The sequence below is a fragment of the Bacillus tuaregi genome (genome assembly GCF_900104575.1).
In the GTDB taxonomy this organism is placed as follows: domain Bacteria; phylum Bacillota; class Bacilli; order Bacillales; family Cytobacillaceae; genus Bacillus_BD; species Bacillus_BD tuaregi.
Genome location: NZ_LT629716.1, coordinates 1 through 20436, shown reverse-complemented (window position 1 = coordinate 20436; position 20436 = coordinate 1). Strand labels below are relative to the sequence as shown.

Below are 20436 nucleotides of genomic sequence, written 5' to 3'. Positions count from 1 at the left end.
AACCGAGATCCATTGATTATTATTGATGGAAGACCATTTACCTGGGAGGAAGTTGGAGAAATGGTGATGTCGTACGAAGGATTTCAGATAAAGATACAGATGGATGATGTGACGGATGATTGAGCGGGACAAGTGGACAGGTCCGTTGTCCCGAAAGGTAAGTAGTTTAAGAGAATGGGAAGGAAGCCATATCGTATGGAATATACATGGGGAGGGTTTCTGGTGTTTCAGTGAAAGAAAGAACGCTATTGAGATGATTCTATGCTTGACTTCTGTAAAACGGTAGAACAGTCCGAGATTGCTGAAAAGGTAAGTTTAAAAGGTAAGTTTAAAAGGTTATGGCCAAAAGCCATAACCTCTAATGAATAAACATTATTTTTTATTCTTGTCTGCATATACTGCCATAGCATCACGCATGAATTTGGCTAAGCCTTCACCAAATTGGTCAATGTTCTTGGTGAAGCGCTCATCGTCTACGTACATTTGACCTAATCCTTTGAACGCCTCAAGAGAGTAGTTCCCCATTTTGTTTAAGAACTGATACCACTCATTAATTCCTTCCTGAGCCTCTTTGGAATCAGGTGATAGATGGCGAATGGCGGCGAGGTTATGATAAATTTCGTTGAATCTCTCTTGATCGAAGGCAGTCATGTTTTTCGCCTTTTCATTTGCTTCATCAACGGCTTTGTCGCCCCACATTTCTCTTGCTTCTTGTTCATATGGGTTATGGCTAAAGTCAAAGCCTTCGAATTTTTCTTGATTTGACATTTGTATTTCTCCTTTCGAATGTTGAATGGTCTTTTCAATAGTCCCGATCATTTTTTCGAGCCGTTTCTTTTTTTCTAGAAGCATATTATGCTGCATGATCAGCGCTTCCTGCCGGTCAAATGATGGACTATCAATGATCTCTTTGATCTTCTTTAAAGGGAAGCCGAGCTCTTTAAAAAATAAGATTTGCTGTAGGGTTTCGAGATTCTCGTCGGAATATACACGATAACCGGCTTCAGTGATTTCCTCTGGGATTAATAATCCAATTTCATCATAATGGTGGAGTGTGCGCACACTAATTCCCACTAAATCAGCAACTTCCTTCACTTTCATCTTAATCTGCTCCCTTCACTAGTTACTATAAAGTATCCCGTAACGTGAGAGTCAATATGAATAATAAAGTTTTTATAAAACGAGGCAGTGAGTGGAAGGTCCAGATTGTTTCAGTAATTGTGCCATTAGGCTCTGAGGGTATTTTGGCACAAATCATAAGTGACAACATAATCCCTAAAGGATAGGCTATTATAGTAATCGAACTAAGTGAAAATGCTTTGGAGTATTCTGCAGGATTGTTGAATATCAAAGTGTATTTTTTGATTAATGATAACAATACCAGTTTTTAAAACATAGGAGGCATTATTGGAACAAAAGGAGTACTTTATTCTTTAAGTAGAGGTATAGGTTATTGACATTAAAAAACCGACTGCCATCGTAAAGTGTACCCTTTGTAAAGGACACTTTTTAGTACAGTCGGTCTTTTCTAGAGTTATAAAAGCCAAGTATCAGGACTATCTGCTAACTCCTGAATTGAATTCATAAATATTCCTGCATGATAACCGTCACAAACAGAATGATGGACTTGTAAAGATAGCGGTAAATAAATTGAATCACCTTTGTTAATGAATTTTCCTGCAGTAATAATTGGCAGAAGGTAGTTACTGTTATTATTGATATTTAAGTTAAAACCAGTAAAAGAAGTCCACGGAATAATAGAAATAGAAACAGTATTTTCAGGGATAGGTGTTTTGGGAAACAATTTTCCTGAACCACTATATTTCTCTACATCAGATAGGTATAAATCATAAAACGCTTTGAAGTCATTCTTTATTGTAGTCCAAATACCAGAGAATGTTTCAGATTCACTATCAAAAATCGTATACAGTGGATCTAGCTTATCCCAATATCCTAAATCTCCCTCACGATTGTAACCAGTTCTAAAAGCGGTATTTGAGTTTACGACGCTTGTCACTAAATAAATAAAGGTTGGATAAAATTTATATCCTTTTTGTTTCATGTTTCGGTATAAGCCACTAATATCAATTTCTGTGGATATGCTAAAAGTTGTTTGTTGGTTCAAATAATGATTAAATATCTCTTTTCTCTTCCAATTGTCTAAATCAATTTTATTAAAGTTCATTACATAGGCCTCCTAAATTATTATCTAAAGCAAATTTAGGAGGATGGCTTGTCAGCTTTCTTCATTACATTCATTCCTTTTTATTGGAGTCAATATCATTGTATCAAATTTGGGGATTTCTATGATTCATTAAATTTTATCTCATAACAGAATTGGAGTTTTCGATAATAAACTTTTTCAATAGAAATTGCAAACCTAATTCAATATATGCAAAAACAAATAGTCCGTTTTTTCACTAGATATAGCAAATGTAAGAAGCATTTATTCTACAAATTGTAGGTAACGAAGTCTCATTTTTCTAGAAACAGACTTTTTCACTGGTGTAGAACCGTCCCAATGTTTCCACCTATGTCCCTTCAAAGTATGCACAGTACGCTTTAACTATTCTAAGAATGTATTACAATTTCTTTCTTCCGTTAGGCAAGGAGGATAAAAAAGATACTCCAGCATAACGAATTGGTATAACTGATAAAGTCTTTGATATGAAGTATATTATTTATATGAAAAATTAAACTTGTCTTATTAGAAAAAGCATGTATTATTCAATAGTTGAATGTCATGCTTTTTCTTATGTAAATTACTATATATTTTTGTATTTTGTGATTCAAAAGGGAAAGTCTTACTAAAATGAGGAGTCCCTCTTTTTATAATGGAGCCGGATGGAAAAAATAATAATAGATACTATTCATAAGTAAATAAACTTTCACATTTTAGACACTAGTTACCGAATTAAAAATAGTTTTTTGTGATATATATCGCATTTTTAATAGGTCTAATAAACTATAATAAATATTTGTTGTAAAAATTTATAGTGCATTCATTAAGTTAGCTGGGGGGCTTGAATGATGATTGTTGATATTGTACAGCTAGAGAAGAAGATTAGTAAATTAAAAGTGAAATTAACCCAAATTGTGAAAGAAACGGGTTTAAACAGTCATGAAACACTACGCTGTAGCCAAAAGCTAGACCATTACATCACACTCTATCAAAAATATAGGAAAAGGAATGGTTCGATGCTTTATCCAAGAGAATATAATTGAAAATGATGGGGAGTAGTAATTTATGAAAAAATTTTTAAGACTATTTTTACATATTCGTACAAAATTAATTGTATCTTTTTCCGTTTTACTATTAGTTCCCACAGTTACTATAGGTTTATTATCGTATATGACGGCAGAAAATGCTGTTGTGAAAGAAGTTTCTGCTGGTATTACAGAAAATATGGAGTTAATTAATACCTCCATTGACAACACGATTCAACCAAAGCTGCATGATGTTGAGACCTTTTCTGGAATTGTAGCATCACAATTTTATGAAGAAGCATATACTCCACACTTGCGAGAAGAATTTAGTAGGTATATTGAATTGCATCCGGAAGCGGAGTTAATATACGTTGGAACATCAGCTGGATTTTTTATTCAAGAACCAGACGCGGCCATGGATCCTGATTATGACCCGCGAGAACGAGATTGGTATAAAAAAGCGATGGAACAAAAAGGGGAAGTGGTGATTTCTGAACCCTATATATCTGCCACAACAGGTGAAATGGTTGTTACCATTTCTCGAATCACACAAGACAGTTCTGGGGTCGTAGCTGTTGATATCAATCTGAATCAGTTGCAAGACTTGATGAATCAGGTCAATATTGGTGAAACAGGATATGCATCTCTCTTAGATGGTACTAAGAAATATATTTCTCATCCTACCTTAAAAGGTGGAAGTGAAGGAAATAGTAGTTTTATAGAAACTCTATTTAAACAAGAAAAAGGACAATTTGATTATATTGATAAAAACAAGGAATCTGTCATGACATTTGCGACTAATGCATTAACAGGGTGGAAGATAGCCGTTTCAATAGAATCATCTGAGGTTACCAAAGAAGCATCAAAAATTCTTAAAGTGACCTTGTTAATTATTGGTCTCGCCATCATTATTGGCGCCATAGCCGTTTTCTTTATCACAAAATCAATCATTAAACCACTTAACGAATTAAAAGAAAAAGCCATAACAATCAGTAATGGAGATTTAACGGAGAGAATTAATGTACGTACCAATGATGAGATTGGACAACTTGGGCAGGCATTTAATGAAATGCAAACTAAACTAAAAGAGCTTATGGGAAATATTGCAAATGCCTCTGGAATATTATCATATCAAAGCGAAGAATTAACCCAATCAGCAAATGAAGTGAAAGCGGGGTCTGAACAAGTTGCTGTGATTATGCAAGAAATTGCAGCAGGTTCAGAAGTACAAGCCAATACTTCCAGTGAGATATCATCGACGGTAGCTACCTTTGCCACAAAGGTACAAGAAGCTAATGTGCAGGGAGAGCAGATTCAAGAATCATCTAATCATGTCCTTGCGATGACAAATGAAGGTAGCCTGTTAATGGATGCCTCCACAAAGCAAATGACAGTAATTGACCAAATCGTTAGAGATTCTGTTCAAAAAGTTAAAGAGCTGGATACTCAATCACAACAAATATCTAAATTGGTAGTTGTCATAAAGGAAGTAGCCGACCAAACCAACCTATTAGCATTAAATGCAGCTATCGAAGCGGCAAGAGCAGGTGAACACGGGAAGGGCTTTTCGGTTGTTGCAGAGGAAGTGAGAAAACTTGCGGAACAAACAGCGTCTTCCGTAACGGATATTACGGCTATCGTGCAAAATATTCATAGTGGATTTCATATCGTAACCGAATCATTACAAGATGGATATAAAGAAGTGGAACGAGGTACTGCCCAGGTTGAAACGACAGGTGAAACCTTTACAATGATTAGCCAATCTGTAACAGAAATGGTCTACAGTATTAAAGCCATATCCGCAAACTTATCCGATATAGCTTCAAATACTGAACAGGTGAACAGCTCAATTCAGGAAATTGCGGCTGCTGCAGAGGAATCCGCAGCTGGAATTGAACAAACTTCGGCATCTATTCAACAAACTTCCAGTTCAATGGAAGAGGTGGCTAGAAGCTCAAATGAACTCACCCAATTATCTGAAGAATTAAATGGATTAGTAAAACAATTTAAGTTGTAGACGTTAAAAACACAATATTTGAGAGATGGGTTACTACATCAACCTATCTCTTCATTTATTCAATAGGCTCTGTTAGACATGAGTGTAGATTTTCGTTCCAGACACTTCGCGCACCTTAAGGCGACCGCCGAGCCGAGCCGACCCGTGCACTACGTGTATAGAGGAGTCTGCGTGCCATCTACTACAATCAACCTGTTGGAAATTCAACATTGTACTGTAACACAGCCATTCAATAAGAGAGGTCGAAAATGGACATATTTAATTTAAATATGATTATTAACCAAATAGATTTTCATCATGAAGTTCAACCAATTACCAACTTAATGAGCAAACAAGTATTTGGGTTTGAATTTTTACTTCGCACTCGTCATTGCCAGAATCCAGAATTATTATTTAAATATGCAAAAAAGCACGATCGACATGTGGATTTAGACATCAAATCGATTTTTAAAATCCTAGAAACTGCGAAACATGAATCTGATAATCTACAAGGTTTTCTTCTTTTTATTAATATTTGTCCATCAACCTTGTTAGATCCAGCATTCCATCATAACTTACATAAGTTTATATCAGTGACTCACATTAAACCTAGTTCTGTTGTATTAGAAATTAGTGAGATTCATGATGGAATCTCTTTATCAATGCTGAAAAAGACTACTGCCATATTGAAAAAACAAGGTTTTTTAATTGCCCTTGATGATATTGGTAAAGGTGAATCGACCATTAAAGCTGTATTAGAGATAGAACCCAATATTGGAAAGGTTGACCGTTATTTTGCAAAAGACATAGCTCAATCATCGAGAAAGCAAAAAGCGATTCAGTGCTTTTTACAATTTTTTGGGAATGACATAAAGATGGTTTTGGAAGGATTTGAATCTAAGGAAGACTTAGATTCAGCAATAGAATTAGGAGTACGATTTGGTCAAGGTTATTATTTAGGAAAACCCAACCCATTTGAATATTATCTACCAAATATAGAGAAAAATTGAGTTGGAACTAAGGAATTTTCAAAATGATTAAACGAATCATTCGGTACTCAAATTAGTTTATTTATCCGAAAACCGATAGGAGTATGTTGTGGAAGCTTTAAAAAGATGCAAACGTTATAAATGGCTAAAGAAGCAATTTCAATATTGCAAAAGTCCTTTAGCATATAAGGATATAGATAATTCCCTAGAGCGTATACTTTTCTATGTCTATTCTTATACAAATATTAATTATATTGAATTTATCGATGATAAGGTCCTGTATAACTATATAAAAACTCATCGTTTGAATAACTTTAGAGAAATTAATTTCGTAACAGCCATCAGTGATGTGAAGAATTATCTTCTTTTCATAGAAGCGAATAAGGAATTGAAAGAATATAAGCCTGAAATAGATTTATCGGTAAAAAACTTTTCATTATGGATGAGATTGTAAGTTCCAAAAAGGAATCCTTAATTAGTAGGATCCCTTTTTCAATTGTCATCAATAAAGATTAACACATTGAGCAAGACCCACAAATATTGAACAAACCTTTTAATTAAAATTCTGAACATTTTATGAAGAATCCATTTTTACAATTTTTTCAAAATGGATTCTTTTATTTCTATAAAATCAGGAAGTTACTTGCTCAGCTAGCTTGCGAACTTCTTCTGCAACAACAGCAAAGCCTTTTCCATTGTCTCCGGCACGTGCAGCTTCTATGGCAGCATTAAGTGCCAGTAAATTGGTTTGTTCCTCAATGTCATGAATAACTTGTACCAGCTTCGAGATTTCCATTGATTGTGCGTCCAGTTCCTTTACTTTTTCAATTGATTCTAATACACCCTTATGAATCGTATCCATTTGTTCCTTTGATTCAATCATGAGCTGGTAACCATTGTTTGTTAATTCAATCACTCCATGTGAGGATCGGCTCATATCAATCCCTTTTTCAGTTGCGTCTTGAATTTGATTGCTGAAATGGTTCATTGTTTGGGAAACTTGATTAGCGGAGGTAGCTTGATCATCGGAACCTGTTGCGATTTCTTGCATGGTATAGGCAATCTGTTGATTACCTTCTTTCATTTCGGTTGTACTTTCTAATAGCTGGTTCGATGCATGTACTAACTGAACAGAATTCACATTAATACCATGTATGACCTGCTTTAAATCATTCATCATCTGTTGAAATGCTCTTGTCAAAATGCCAATTTCATCGCTTCTGTTTGTTTCAAGTTGGGTAGATAAATCGCCAGTTCCCACTATTGCTACTTGGGCTGTCAATTTTTTTAAAGGCTTAACTAAAAAGTAGGTGGCAATATAAATAATAACTGCACTTAATAATAAAATAATCACTGTTAAGCTAATCATTTTCTTTTTATATGAATTCATTAATTCATATACTTTTGTAGCATCTATATCTGCTCCCACTATACCAATGACTTCCCGGGAAGCAGACTTAATAGGTAAATAGGTGGTAAGGAGTCCCCCGTAGTCTTCGGTGTTTGACATTTCAATTTGCAACTTACCTGTTTCAAATGTTTTTTCAATCTTAGGGTATTGAGATATGTCCTCAGGATCACCAATTTGTGAGGCACCTTCATCACTGATTGGCATTCCGTCTACCATGTAAAAATAAGCAAAGCCATTTTCGTTTTTTTTCTTGAACTACCAGAAATTAGAGTTTCTTCCATTTTTTATTTTATATTAAAATATCTAAGGGATGATGATATCATATATTATTGGCTTCAATGTGTGTTGCGTCAATACCAACACTATTCCCTTTAATCAGTCCTTTATCTACGCATTGTTTCACGATTTGAAATACCCCCTATGGTTTGGTGTGTAGTCAACATCCAATATCCCATTTAGGGGGGTTCATGTTTGGTGAACTGTAGGGTACTCAACTTTTTGAAAAAACAGCTCATTTAACTAGACTTTGTTTCCTTTTTCGCTGGTCTCGAATCGTCCGGATGTGTAAACAAAAATTGAGTAGTAAGCTTCCGGTATAATACAGGGTGCTTACTACTCAACTAATTGCATAGTATAAGTATCAATTTTTTTAGATCAGATCATCTCTGTGTTTCGAGTGGTGACCACACTAAATACTATTATTTTTTTCTTTTTTCTTTTTCATGTTTAACATAATTGCTGCAACCACAATAGCTATTAGAACTCCAATTCCAAGAAAAATATTAGTTGTACTCATCGGCTTGGCATCATCGGCAACTTTCGTTTGTATGTCCTCTGACACGATGGATGCATCTGGTACATCATACAACAGCATAAATAGATTATATAAAACTTCTGCTGCCTGACTACGTGTTATTTCTTTATGAGGCATCAGCATCCCACCACCGTCTATTAATCCAGAACTTACTGCTAAAGCAGTGGATTCTATTGCCCAATCTGAGATGTTTGTCCGGTCTACAAATTGTAAATATGCCTCTACATCTTCTGGATACATATATCCTTTTTTCTCGACTAAAGTCCGGCTGGCTAAGGCAAGTACTTGCTCTAATGGGATATTATTGTTTCCTCGGAACGTGTTATCTTCAAATCCTTCCACAATATTATTGGTTTGAGAAGAAGCAATATAAGAATAAAACGCATCATCGGCTTTAACATCTGTAAAAGTTGTCTTTAAATTTGGATCTAAGGCAAAAAACATTTTTACAAGCGCCATCGTAAAGTTATTTCGATCAATCAAGCCATCAGGGTTAAATTTCTCATTATCTAAAGTGAAGAAGCCTTTAGATACCATAAATTGGATAGCTTTTTTCGTTTTTTCATCCATATCATTAATATCAATAATCTTCACTTCGTTTTGTTGTACTTCATATTCACCTGAGAATTTCGTTGCAAATTCCAATGTATTATTGATAGAACTATATTGAGCCCCCCAATTATCTCGTTCTCCCTGATAATTTGCGAAAACGGTGGAGTATTCATCCTCAGCAGGAAGGCTGAACGTAAGTGGGTTAGTCATTTGTTCAATTGATTTATTCGATTCATCTAAGAAGGTTATGATGTAGTGCCCTTGTTTTTTTCCCTTTTCAAATTGTACTTTAGTCACTTTATTTGCAGCAATGGCCTGTTCCAAATCTGTTTGTGTGATGTGGATGGCATATTGTTTACCATCTAATGAAAACGTAATTTTATTCGCTTCTCCCATACTGGATAATGCGCTTTTATCAAATTCTATTAAAACGGGTTCATCCAAATGTAGCTCTGCTCCATTGAGGCGAAGAACTTTATCTACTTCTTTTTGAAGGGTAATATCATGTTTTTGCAATACATTTTGATATTCGCTTTGAGCTGTTTTTACTTTATTCCACACTGGCTCCACATGTTCACCTGTAATGACAATCTTGTTATCATCTCCAGTGACCGTCTTCATAGATTCCTGCTGTAAAGCGTATTCAATAAATTCTCGAATGGCCGCATTCCCACCCTCATTTGGTTTGGCTCCATCCATAGCAGTTAGCGTATCATCTAGGTGTTTAACAAATTCATTCGTTTTTTTATAGCTTTTTATTTTCTTATAATCAAAAACCACATTAGGGTCTTCTATATGCTGCTTTTGATATAAGGCGAGTTCTTCATGGAGTAATTGAGCTCCATTTCCTTCATATTTCACGAGATTCCAAGTTTGCTTCCCATCCGTATTGACTTTTTTGAGAATAGCATACCCATTATCTTCTATACTGGTACGATATTTTTGCTCCTCTGTCCAATTTTCTTTCGGATCCAGCCAGTATTCTTTCATGTTTTCTTCCCATTCAATATTTTCAGTAACCCATTTAGAGAATTCAACATAATATAAATCGTTGCCAATAGAGTACATTTTATCGGGTTGTGGTGAATAATTGAAAGGAGGCCCTCCTTTTTCTAATGAATAAAAGTAGTAATAAGGATCTTCATAAAAGTATGGAAAGGTAGAATGCCCGTTTTTGTATTCTTTTTGCTTCGTTAAAGCCACTCCAAATAGGTCAAATAGATACTGATCTACTTCTTTTTTCGGGAAACCCATATAATACCATTCTATTTTTTCCCCATTATCTGATTCCACTTGTCGAACATCATTAGGAGCAGAAGTATAATCTAGTGTAAAAGGCGTTATATTAAGAAAATGATTCTCATTCACCCAATCTAATAAATCCGCATCATCGTAATCTGTAATATCAAAAGGGTCACTATAAATGAACTGCTCCATAAAGGCAATTAATTTCTTTTTTTCTTTTGTTTCCATCGAAGCATACAAATCTTCACCTAAATTACTTCCATAGCGATTAATAAATTGATTTATCCCTGATTCAATGGCCTTTTCGTTCTCCATGTCATACATATGGCCCATTTCTTCACTAATGACTTTACTGTTGACTTCTTCTAATTGTGAAAAATAGGCTTTTCTTTGTTGTTCGTATTCTTCCTTTGATACTTCCTTTCCGTTAAAGGTAAAGAAATCTGGCACATCACCAGTTGGATCATCACTAGCGGTATTTGAGTTTTGCCCTGAGTAATAACTAATTTCTTTTGAAAAAATCGTACCGTCTTTGTCTAAACTTATTTCATAATCTATTGAACCTACATCTGCAACTGTACTCCAACCATCATTACCTATGTAAATATACTGACCCGTTTGTTTATTTTTATATAACTTAGCATTAAAAGCCGATGTCCCTATTTTTAATTTTGAATAATTCGTATCTTGAATGCCATCCCCTTTATGAGCCAAATTCTTTATTTTTCCATTTTTTATCGTAATGGCAAAATACACTGGAGCATCCATTCTATAGGAGTGACCGCCAATCAATTCAGGTATTTCATCTCGATCAAGATCAATGAGGATAAAATAATCATCCATCGAATCGACGAACTCCGCATTATTCAAATAATCTTTAATGTACTTACTATTGAAACGCGGGGACGGTTCTCACGTTTCATAGAAAAGTAAGGTCATATACAAAGAAATCTATGCAGAATTTTTATAGAAAAATACCATCCCAGCAATTTCTATTCAGGATTGGTAGAATGAGAGAAAAAGAAGGCAACATGGGGGCGGTTCTCGCGTTTCATTGAGAGGAAAGGCTCTATGAAGAGGAACTGATGTATGATTTCTATGAAATATCAAAACCGCCTCCGCGTTTTCCCGCGTTTCGAGTTTCAAAAGTTCAAACAATCTACAAAAAATGAATAAAACTTTGCAGGTATATAGAACTAAATGTTGAATATATAGATTTGTAAATATTTACGGCCCCACATAAACACCCGTATCTCCCATTTCTCCACTAAATAAACTAAAGCACGTTTTTCCATCTTAAAGCATCCATTATCCCACTTTCATTAAGATTAAATTGCACACAAAAGATACATAGGAGGTAATTTTTCATGACGGCCAAAATACCAAGCATTGGTTTAAAGGGACTTGAAGGCTACCATGTTCAGGTTCAGGTCCAAGTTGTTGAAGGAAAGGAATCCATGGTTATCGTTGGTTTGCCGGATACTTCAGTAAAGGAATCGAAAGAAAGAGTCCTTTCAGCCTTGCATTCATTAGATTGTGTTATGACAGAGCAGAAAGTGGTTGTGAATTTATCGCCATCAGAACAAAAGAAAAACAGTCCTTTTTTCGACCTGGCCATAGCCATTGGAATTTTGAAGGAGAGAGGTGAGTTTAAGGAACCGATCCCGCAAGATTCTGTATTTCTTGGCGCTCTTAGTCTAGACGGAACGGTAGAAAAGGTGGAAGGGATGCTGCCAGCGCTCATGGCAGCCAAATCCATAGGCTTTAAGAAGGTTTATATACCTTATGACCCTTTGATCCCGTTTGACATGTTCGAAGGTCTGGAATGTATCGTCATTCAACATATCAATGACGTATTGCAGCATCTTTCGGGACAAGGGTCTCTTCCACTTGTGCCCATCCTGCATTCAACGGTAGCCTCTCCCTGCACATTTGAATATCCAAGAGATTTTTGCGATATCATCGGTCATGAACAGGCAAAGCAAGCATTGGAAATTGCAGCTGCCGGCAAACATAATGTCTTAATGAGTGGTCCGCCAGGCTGTGGCAAAAGTCTTCTTGCTGAAACCTTTCCATCGATTTTACCTCCTTTAACATCAGAGGAACAGCTAGAAGTCATGAGTCTGTACCAATTATCGAAGGAGAGACTCGTCATCCCGCAAATAGCTCCTTTTCGAAATCCCCATCATTCTGCCTCGGCCATTTCCATTATAGGCGGCGGAACTAGTCCAAAACCCGGAGAAATTTCACTTGCCCATCAAGGTACTTTGTTCCTCGATGAGATGGCAGAGTTCCCGAAGAAAACATTAGACATGTTAAGGCAGCCTTTGGAATCAGGGAAAGTCACGATTAGCAGGGCACAGTCAACAGTCACCTACCCATCTTCCTTTATTCTCATCGCAGCCATGAATCCCTGTCCCTGCGGATTTCTTGGATCAAATTCCCGCTATTGTACCTGTACCCCCAAACAAGTCCAGTCCTATAAAAATAGAATCTCCGGTCCCATTTATGATCGGATAGATATTTTGCTATTTTTGCAATCAGTGAATCTAGATCAACCGTCGAAAAACTGTCCAAGTTCCGCGAGATTTAGAAAGAGGGTGGAACAGGCTCGGGAAAGGCAATATGAACGATATCAAGGGCAAGTATGCAATGCACAGGTTCCTTTTGAAAAATTAACCGCAACAAGTCCATTGAAGGAACATCAATTGAACATGATTAGACAAGTTTCAACCAAACGACAATGGAGCAATCGTGTTCAAATTAAAATTATTCGTCTGGCAAGAACCATATCTGATCTAGAGGGAAGTTGTGACATTACAGATGAATCGATTTGGCAAGCAATCCATTTGCGACGGGAAGAGCACCTTAAAGAGAAGGTCGTAGCAGAAACCGTAGCTGGATGCCTGAAAGATGGTGATTAAGATGCCGCGTGAAGCAAGAACAAAAAGTAAAACAGGAATTTACCACATTATTTGGAGAGGTGCGAATAGACAAGAAATCTTTCATGATAATATGGATTGGATCCAATTTCTTGATATCCTCAAAAAGTATAAAATAAGATGTCATCTGGTGATTTATTCCTGGTGCTTGATGGGTAATCATGCTCATCTCCTTATAAAAGAGGGAAGTGAGGATATTTCCAATACAATGAAACGTATCGGAATAAGTTATGCCAAGTATTACAACTGGAGGTATATCACAACGGGTCATCTTTTTCAGGATCGGTTCAAAAGTGAAAATGTTGAAACAATAAGCTATTTATTAAAGGTAGTCAGATATATTCATCAGAATCCGGTCAATGCAGGAATCGTCAATTGCGCGGAGGAATGGAAATGGAGCAGTTGTAGAGGATACTACGGGAAGTCTATTTATCCGAGTAATATGTTGGACTATCAGTTGATTTTAATGAAGTTTTCCAGCAATTTATTTAAAGCTAGAGTAAGATTTAAGGAATTTAATGAAAGGAAAAATAATGATAAGTGTTTAGATGAGCCAATGAATGGAAAAAGATTATCTGATGAACAAGCAAGATTAGAAATCAAGAAGCGGCTTGGTACGGTTGAAATTGCGCAGGTGAAGAGCTTGCCTAAATTGGAAAGAAATGAAGTGTTAAGGAAAGTCAAAGAGATTGATGGTCTGTCATTAAGACAGATTGCAAGGATTTTTGGGGTTTCCTTGAGCTTGGTTTTTAGGGCTTAGGGGATGGGGAAATAGTGTAGGGTATTTGCTTTGAAATTCTATATTGAACCGTGGAGTTGCCCCTGTGTTTCCTGAGAATCCTAGAAACGGATGGGCTGATTTTAGTTTTTTTAGGGATAATGGTAGTTTTTGAAACGCGAGAACCGTCACCTTGTTTCATTCCCGCTGGAGTCACGCCAAAATGAGAAAAAGACCCAGTGAATAATCAACACTTGGGTCGTGGTTAAGTCGAGTTAGCGGTTTTGTTCCTAAAAACATGTTAATCAACTGATCCAGTTCGCTTAATTTCCACCTTTATATTTGGTTTTATCTTTAGTGCTGAATATTTTTCTCTTAAATCTCCCTCAGTTAAATGGGAATATTTTCTAACGCTTCTTATTTTTCTTCCGATGCCAATGGGGTCAGTATTTAAATTTTTTAATTCCTCAAGTATATATCCAAATTCTTTGTTTAGGGCTTCACCAATTAGTTGCTCCATTTTGTTTAGTGAATCTTTATTTTTCACAGAAATAGATGGTTGAAATTCTAATGTTGAAACGGAAATCGTTGCATTTAAATGAACCAATTCTTCGTTCTTTATTTCAATGTTTCCTTTATACTTTATTGGATGAAGTGTAATCTTATAAATATCACTTTTAGGAAGGTTGAGTTCGGCCATCCCCCTTTTCTCTAGTTCTTCAGCAGCAATCTCTACAGTTATATCACCTAAAAATGCCTTATTATTTGTGAATAATTTTATGTAAAGGGTGTTTATCAACGAAATAGACCCAACAATTTTATCTTCTTTGAATAATGCAACACTATCTATAGAAGGTGCTACCCCATTTGCATTTTTTATAATGGGTAGGGTAGGATCGATACCAATTTCATATTGTGTGGTTATAAAATCATGTAAGTTGGAGTTGACTAACATTTCTTTCTTTTCGTGTTTATCCAATAGTTGATAAATATAGGATCCCATTTCGGGATATTCTTCATAGTTTGTATTGTTAATCGTCTCCTCAGCATTATCAGTAATGGCCAAAAAAATTAAAGAACCGATACTACTATCTCGTTGCATTGTATCCAGAAAAGAAGAAATTCCTGTTTCTGCCATATTTTTATTAAACAGTATGGTCCTTAATTGACCAGACGTAATGTCATGGCTTGTCTGTTCCTCTAGTTTTTGTCTGATTTGTTTACTAGTCGTTCCGTCAGCAGAAAGGGTTACACTCGTCTTTTCTTCTTTTCGGTCAAATTGTAACAAACTGATAGTGCCTTTGTATGTATTGTCATCAAGCAAGTCAAAACCAATAATCGTTGAAATCCCTTGCATTTCTATTTTTTTTTCAGGGGCCATACATGCAGTACAAAGAAGAGAACACAGCAGAATAACAATTTTTTTCATTCTTTCAACTCCGTCTGGAACGAGTATTGATTTTTGATTTTATAATGGTTATTCCATACAAGAAAATCGGATAGATAAACCACAGGAAAAATCCTATTTTGTAAATTTGATCAAAAAAATAATTATTATCTACTCTTTTAGTAATTAAAAAACTGCAGATAAAAAGGATAATGGAGATGAGCCATATTCCATATTTCTGTTTTATATAAAAAATCTGTTTAATACCCTTGGAAGAAATATATAGAGTGATACATAGGTTTGGAAAAATAACTAAATTCCAAAATGGAACCGCAACAAATTCAAAGCGCTCAATAAATGGAAAATGGACTGTGCTAATCATGCTGACAACAGGCCATACATTCTTCTCTAATTCTTTCGCGCTAAAAAATAAAATAGAAACAACAGTTGTTATTAAAACAAGAATGGTCGTAAACCAGACAGCTATTTGACTAAACAGCTGAAGTTTATTTTTCTCCTTTATAAATGGAAAAATAAAAAGCAACGTTTCGAAACCTAACATTGTATAACTGCTCTTGAAAACTCCTTTCATAATTTCTGAAGGAGTTGTCGTCATAATAGGTAAAATCCTAGTTAGGTTTATGGTTTGAAGTGGCTGGTACACAACAAATAGCAGCCATATAGTCAATAAAAAGGATAAGAAACAAACACCGGTCACTACTCTAAATCCGCCGGATACAGCATAAATGGTTATCATTAATAAAGCCAATACCCCGACCCATTCATAGACACCTTCATATCCCCATGTTAGTGACAACTCGACATAACTAATGGTGATCGAATAATTTACGGCAATATAGTAAATGACAATAAGGAAGTTGAAAATACTACCAATCAAGCGTCCGAATATATGTTCATGAATTTCAAAAAGAGTATCACCCTCATTTTTTTTTAGGATAGAAATCATTAACCATGTAATCAAGCTAACGAATAAACCAGATAGTAAAATGGATATCCAAGCATCTTTTTTTGATTCTAGATACATAATTCTTGGAATTCCAAGAATTCCCATTCCAATTTGCGAAGTGTGTATGATATAAAACGCCATAAAGGCGTTAACAAAACGTATATTTGATTTCATTTTGCACCTCAAAATTCATCTAAATCTGTTATATTTCTTAATCGCTCCTTTAGGCGAATGGAGTCTTTTGGTCGATTAACTAACGGCCGCCTCATATAAAAATGGTGGGGGAGACGTATTAAAAAATATTGCAAATCTTTCATTCTTAGCGGATATAGAGGTGCAAGATAAGGTTTATTTAAAGAAGTTAATTTTAACAAGTGAACCATTAGAATACATATACCGAAAATGATTCCATTTAACCCCCAAACACCTGCTAAAATAATGATTGGAAATCTAGCAATTCTGACTGCAGTGCCCATTTCATAAATAGGAGCCGAAAATGCCCCTAATGCACTAAATGCAACAATGATAATTAAAATATTGCTAGTTAACCCTGCCTCAACCGTTGCTTGGCCAATGACAATACCTCCTACAATTCCCATTGTTTGTCCTACTTTTGAAGGAAGGCGGGCACCAGCTTCTCTAAGTAACTCAATTAACAATTCTAGTAAGAGTGCTTCTAATAAGGGCGGAAAAGGAACTTGTGAACGTGATTGTCCAATGATAATTAACAATTTAGATGGTATGAGTTCAAAATGATAAGTCATGGCAGCCACATAAATGGCTGTTACAAAAAGAGAACCTACCATAGCAAATAATCGGATAAAACGAATAAATGTACTTAAAGACCATCTCAAATAGATATCTTCTGTTGATTCGAAAAATGAGAAAAAATTAGCAGGACCTATAATCCCTACTGGGCTACCATCTATAAAAACACCAATTCGCCCGTTTAAAATCGAGTAGATGAATCGATCGGGCAGCTCTGTTAATATAAATTGTGGAAATAAAGAGTAATGATTATCTTCTAGGCATTGAGCCAAAACGGAACTGTCAATTATATTATCCGTACTTAATTGTTTAATCCTGTCCTTAAGTGTCTGTAGAGTGTCATCGTTCGCAATATCTTTTATATATACAATTCTTATTTGCTTTTGAACGCGTTCCCCAATCTTTATTTCATCCGTGCACAAATTATAATCATTTAGATTTTGTCTGATTAACTTAACGTTAGAAGTTAATGATTCAGTAAACGAAATTTTAGGTCCATATACTAACGATTCTGTTTCTGCTTTCTCGATGGAGCGTTCAATGGGATTTGCGCAGTTCACCATGAATCCCTTTTTCTCTTCTAAGAAATAAATATAAGCAAATCCATTTAATAGGGAAGAGATAACTTCTTGTTCCTCTATATTTACCTTTATTTCTTCTATAGGTATGTTTTTCATTAAATAGGTGTAATGTAAGTATTCTACAGAAAGTTGTTCAATGTATTTAATGACATATTCATTTAGAATCTCTGGCTTAATTAAATTCTTCATGAAAATAATATGAATCCCCACTTGTCCAGCTTCAATCTTTCGACAATTCAAGTCGGGTGATTCATTAAGAATCGATTTAATTTTTTCATAACCTGGCAAGCTCTCATTATTATGACGCTCTGTCATTCTTAACATTTCCTTCAACGTTTTTTATAGTATCTGTTAAAAAAATTAGTTTATACAGAATATGGATGTGAAACGCCGGGACGGTTCGAGATTACTTATAAAGTGAAACGCCGGTGAAACGCCGGGACGGTTATCGCGTTCCATAGACAAGTAAGTTCATATATAAAGAAATCTATGTCTAAATTTTATAGAAAAATATTATCCCAGCAATTTCTATTCAGGATTGGTAAAGGGATGGTCACTGTGACGCCCCGAAATTCCCCGATTAAAGCTTCCACGATTATCCCGTCTTTAATAAGTATAAGGAATATATCGAGTTAAACTTTCATTATTAAGTTTTGATAATCCCCGAAAACACCAACAGTGTAGAGGCAATTATCCTCCAACTGTTGTTGTTTAATGGTCCCTACCGTTTGAATGGCTCTACTTGCGTGATAAGTTTCATTTCCTCCGAGAAAGTGGTTCTATTTAAGCGGAGGGACACGGGGACATTCCGTTGTCGCAAAACCCCGATCAAGATTCCAATCGCTACCTCCGTAAGATCACTTCGATCTGCCAAATTCCTCCGCGAAAGTACTTCCCCTCTTCTCAGCCTCTCCAACACTTCACCAATCACAACAAACTCAAAATAAATCAAGGTACAATCGCTTTTTACCCTCATTTCACAAAAAAGCGAAATATACGTACATAAAGCGAAGCATGAGATGATTGGATTAGGACAAAAGGTTTTCTGATAACGGTGTTTGTCAATATAGTTGTCGCATTTAGCTACTTTAGTATTCTAATAGAATTTTCCCAATGCCCTAGCTTAGTCAAGGCTACCGCGCTGCGCTTGGTGCCCTGGTGATTTGAATCGAAAGTAAAAGCTTGCTTTCAATTCAAATCACCAGGAAATATGGATCCTATGGTTTTCTTAATACTTTACCCTGTCCCTCATCTCGCATTGGATTTAGTGCTACTTTCTCATTTGGTGCCCAATTTCTTGTGCCTCTTGCCCAACGTTCTGGATGCTTATCCTTTGCGACTTCGTATACCTTTTTTCGCTTTTCCAATATAGCTAAGTGTTCTCCGGTATGACACTGCACAGGCGTCACAAAATTTAGCCCACTATGCAGGTGAATTTCGTTGTACCAATAGACAAATTGCTGTGCCCACTTTCTTGCTTCTTCTAGTGATGCAAAACCTTTATGTGGATAATCCGGTCGATATTTGAGTGTCCGAAACATTGCCTCTGAGTAAGGATTATCATTACTCACACGCGGTCTTGAAAAGGAGCTTTGAATACCTAATTTCTCTAGTAAACTTAAGAATGTTTCAGCTTTCATCGGGCTACCGTTATCTGAATGCAGCACAAGTGGTGCCCCTTGTATTTTTTCATTGATTACTGCTTTTTTCACAAGCATTTCAGCGTGCTTTGATTCTTCTGTTTCCCAAACTTCCCAGCCAACTGCCTTTCTACTAAATAAATCGATAATTAAATAGAGTCGATAATATAAACCTCTCACCGGTCCGCCAAGCCACGTAATATCCCATGTCCACACTTGATTTGGTGCTGTTGCCAGATGACTCTCAGGGACTCTTTTACCAGGTTTTTGACTACGACCGCGATGATGTTGCATTTTTTCTTCACGTAATACTCGATAAAAAGTTGATTCTGAAGCAATGTAAGTTCCTTTGTCTGCCAGCTTTGGTACAATCTGTGTCGGCGGTAAATCGACGTATTCTTTCTGCTTAATCACTGTCAGAATTTCTTCTTTTTCTTCTTCAGACAACTTATTTTTCGGTATGGGTCTTTTCGCAAATGGACGCTGATCGACTTTCACGTTTCCATCTTCCACCCAGCGCTCATATGTTCGAACACTAATATGAAGTTCCTCACAAGCCTTCGCTAATCGCGCACCATTTTGATTAGCTTCTTGGATGAGTTCAACTGCTAATGCGCGATTTGACGGGCTAATCATTCTTCCTCGTTGTCCCCCCAAATCGCTTGGGCCTTTTTTCGCAAAAGTAATAAAGCCGCAGCTTCTGCGAGTGCCTTTTCTTTCTTTTGAAGCTCTTTTTCTAATTCCTTAGCACGCTTCTGTTCTTCCTTCAGAGCTCCATTTAGCTGTTTACTTTGGTCGAAGGCCTGACCATTTGCTTGAAGGCATACCGTTTTCCATGCTTCAATTTGTTCACGATACAAACCTTTTTTACGACAATACTCGGCAAGCTCCGTTTCATTCATCGCGAACGTCTCCATCACGATTAAAAACTTATCTTGGCTGCTCCATTTATCACTTGTTTTTCCATTACCGGGAGTGGCCATACCATCTGCGCGCGCTGCCCTACGCCATTTGTACAACGTCACATCTGAAATACCCAATTCTTTCGAGATTACCGGTACAGATTCATTATTTGGCGGCATCATTCGTTTGATAATAGCCTCTTTTTGTTCTTGCGTATATCGTGCTCCATTTTTTTCAGTCATATCGATCAACCTCCGTGTTATTTACTTAACTATAACACTAAAGTATCGTACGACATCTATCCTAACAGAGAGGG

Annotated in this window: 12 protein-coding genes and 5 pseudogenes; 8 read left to right on the top strand and 9 right to left on the bottom strand. The window is 36.1% G+C overall.

Annotation, left to right across the window (positions count from 1 at the left end; genetic code table 11):
- Window positions 1-12: 12 nt before the first annotated feature.
- Window positions 13-123 (top strand): DUF7713 domain-containing protein, encoded by a 111-nt coding sequence (locus BQ5321_RS25150; RefSeq protein WP_452082098.1) that lies wholly within the window; start codon window positions 13-15, stop codon window positions 121-123.
- Window positions 124-372: 249 nt separating this feature from the next.
- Here BQ5321_RS25150 and BQ5321_RS00075 read toward each other — a convergent pair whose 3' ends face one another.
- Both BQ5321_RS00075 and catA read right to left on the bottom strand, forming a co-directional pair.
- The gene (locus BQ5321_RS00075; RefSeq protein ID WP_071392630.1) at window positions 373-1107 is read right to left on the bottom strand and encodes a MerR family transcriptional regulator; all 735 of its coding nucleotides are present in this window, start codon (window positions 1105-1107) and stop codon (window positions 373-375) included.
- Between the two features lie 402 nt (window positions 1108-1509).
- A pseudogene (gene catA, locus BQ5321_RS00070) lies at window positions 1510-2185 on the bottom strand (type A chloramphenicol O-acetyltransferase).
- Between the two features lie 842 nt (window positions 2186-3027).
- Here catA and BQ5321_RS00065 point away from each other — a divergent pair.
- From BQ5321_RS00065 to BQ5321_RS00050, 5 genes and pseudogenes are all read left to right on the top strand, one after another.
- Entirely contained in the window at window positions 3028-3225 is a 198-nt protein-coding gene (locus tag BQ5321_RS00065) for an aspartyl-phosphate phosphatase Spo0E family protein (RefSeq protein WP_071392628.1), read from the top strand.
- 22 nt (window positions 3226-3247) lie between these two features.
- Window positions 3248-4282, top strand: a pseudogene (locus BQ5321_RS25000) (HAMP domain-containing protein); the annotation flags it as partial.
- Entirely contained in the window at window positions 4277-5224 is a 948-nt protein-coding gene (locus BQ5321_RS24995; RefSeq protein WP_390622116.1) for a methyl-accepting chemotaxis protein, read from the top strand. The pseudogene BQ5321_RS25000 and the gene BQ5321_RS24995, both read left to right, overlap by 6 nt.
- Window positions 5225-5472: 248 nt before the next feature.
- The gene (locus BQ5321_RS00055) at window positions 5473-6213 is read left to right on the top strand and encodes an EAL domain-containing protein (protein WP_071392626.1); all 741 of its coding nucleotides are present in this window, start codon (window positions 5473-5475) and stop codon (window positions 6211-6213) included.
- A gap of 88 nt (window positions 6214-6301) precedes the next feature.
- Complete coding sequence (locus BQ5321_RS00050; RefSeq protein WP_071392625.1) at window positions 6302-6646, top strand: hypothetical protein; 345 nt, start codon at window positions 6302-6304, stop codon at window positions 6644-6646.
- Between the two features lie 195 nt (window positions 6647-6841).
- Here BQ5321_RS00050 and BQ5321_RS24990 read toward each other — a convergent pair.
- The 3 genes and pseudogenes from BQ5321_RS24990 to BQ5321_RS00040 form a co-directional block, all read right to left on the bottom strand.
- Window positions 6842-7276 (bottom strand): annotated as a pseudogene (locus BQ5321_RS24990) (methyl-accepting chemotaxis protein); the annotation flags it as partial.
- 90 nt (window positions 7277-7366) lie between these two features.
- Window positions 7367-7561 (bottom strand): annotated as a pseudogene (locus BQ5321_RS24985) (HAMP domain-containing protein); the annotation flags it as partial.
- A 730-nt stretch (window positions 7562-8291) separates the two neighbouring features.
- The gene (locus tag BQ5321_RS00040; RefSeq protein WP_071392623.1) at window positions 8292-11057 is read right to left on the bottom strand and encodes an S-layer homology domain-containing protein; all 2766 of its coding nucleotides are present in this window, start codon (window positions 11055-11057) and stop codon (window positions 8292-8294) included.
- Window positions 11058-11581: 524 nt separating this feature from the next.
- Here BQ5321_RS00040 and BQ5321_RS00035 point away from each other — a divergent pair.
- Both BQ5321_RS00035 and BQ5321_RS00030 read left to right on the top strand, forming a co-directional pair.
- Window positions 11582-13138 (top strand): YifB family Mg chelatase-like AAA ATPase, encoded by a 1557-nt coding sequence (locus BQ5321_RS00035; protein WP_071392622.1) that lies wholly within the window; start codon window positions 11582-11584, stop codon window positions 13136-13138.
- Window positions 13128-13916, top strand: coding sequence for a transposase (locus tag BQ5321_RS00030; RefSeq protein WP_234978337.1), 789 nt, complete (start codon window positions 13128-13130; stop codon window positions 13914-13916). The genes BQ5321_RS00035 and BQ5321_RS00030 overlap by 11 nt, the downstream gene beginning before the upstream one ends.
- Window positions 13917-14175: 259 nt before the next feature.
- On the opposite strand, the gene BQ5321_RS00025 is transcribed toward BQ5321_RS00030, so the two are convergent.
- The 4 genes and pseudogenes from BQ5321_RS00025 to BQ5321_RS00010 form a co-directional block, all read right to left on the bottom strand.
- Window positions 14176-15303 (bottom strand): Ger(x)C family spore germination protein, encoded by a 1128-nt coding sequence (locus tag BQ5321_RS00025; protein WP_071392621.1) that lies wholly within the window; start codon window positions 15301-15303, stop codon window positions 14176-14178.
- Window positions 15304-15307: 4 nt separating this feature from the next.
- Window positions 15308-16402, bottom strand: coding sequence for a GerAB/ArcD/ProY family transporter (locus BQ5321_RS00020; protein ID WP_071392620.1), 1095 nt, complete (start codon window positions 16400-16402; stop codon window positions 15308-15310).
- Window positions 16403-16410: 8 nt separating this feature from the next.
- Window positions 16411-17892, bottom strand: coding sequence for a spore germination protein (locus tag BQ5321_RS00015; RefSeq protein ID WP_084786566.1), 1482 nt, complete (start codon window positions 17890-17892; stop codon window positions 16411-16413).
- 902 nt (window positions 17893-18794) lie between these two features.
- Window positions 18795-20362, bottom strand: a pseudogene (locus BQ5321_RS00010) (IS3 family transposase).
- Between the last annotated feature and the right edge of the window lie 74 nt (window positions 20363-20436).

Bases quoted from the DNA above. Each gene is read 5' to 3' on its own strand.
- BQ5321_RS00065 (WP_071392628.1), top strand. From the start codon at position 3,028: ATGATGATTGTTGATATTGTACAGCTAGAGAAGAAGATTAGTAAATTA.
- BQ5321_RS24995 (WP_390622116.1), top strand. From the start codon at position 4,277: ATGCAAACTAAACTAAAAGAGCTTATGGGAAATATTGCAAATGCCTCT.
- BQ5321_RS00055 (WP_071392626.1), top strand. From the start codon at position 5,473: ATGGACATATTTAATTTAAATATGATTATTAACCAAATAGATTTTCAT.
- BQ5321_RS00040 (WP_071392623.1), bottom strand. From the start codon at position 11,057: ATGGATGATTATTTTATCCTCATTGATCTTGATCGAGATGAAATACCT.
- BQ5321_RS00035 (WP_071392622.1), top strand. From the start codon at position 11,582: ATGACGGCCAAAATACCAAGCATTGGTTTAAAGGGACTTGAAGGCTAC.
- BQ5321_RS00030 (WP_234978337.1), top strand. From the start codon at position 13,128: ATGGTGATTAAGATGCCGCGTGAAGCAAGAACAAAAAGTAAAACAGGA.
- BQ5321_RS00025 (WP_071392621.1), bottom strand. From the start codon at position 15,303: ATGAAAAAAATTGTTATTCTGCTGTGTTCTCTTCTTTGTACTGCATGT.
- BQ5321_RS00020 (WP_071392620.1), bottom strand. From the start codon at position 16,402: ATGAAATCAAATATACGTTTTGTTAACGCCTTTATGGCGTTTTATATC.
- BQ5321_RS00015 (WP_084786566.1), bottom strand. From the start codon at position 17,892: ATGACAGAGCGTCATAATAATGAGAGCTTGCCAGGTTATGAAAAAATT.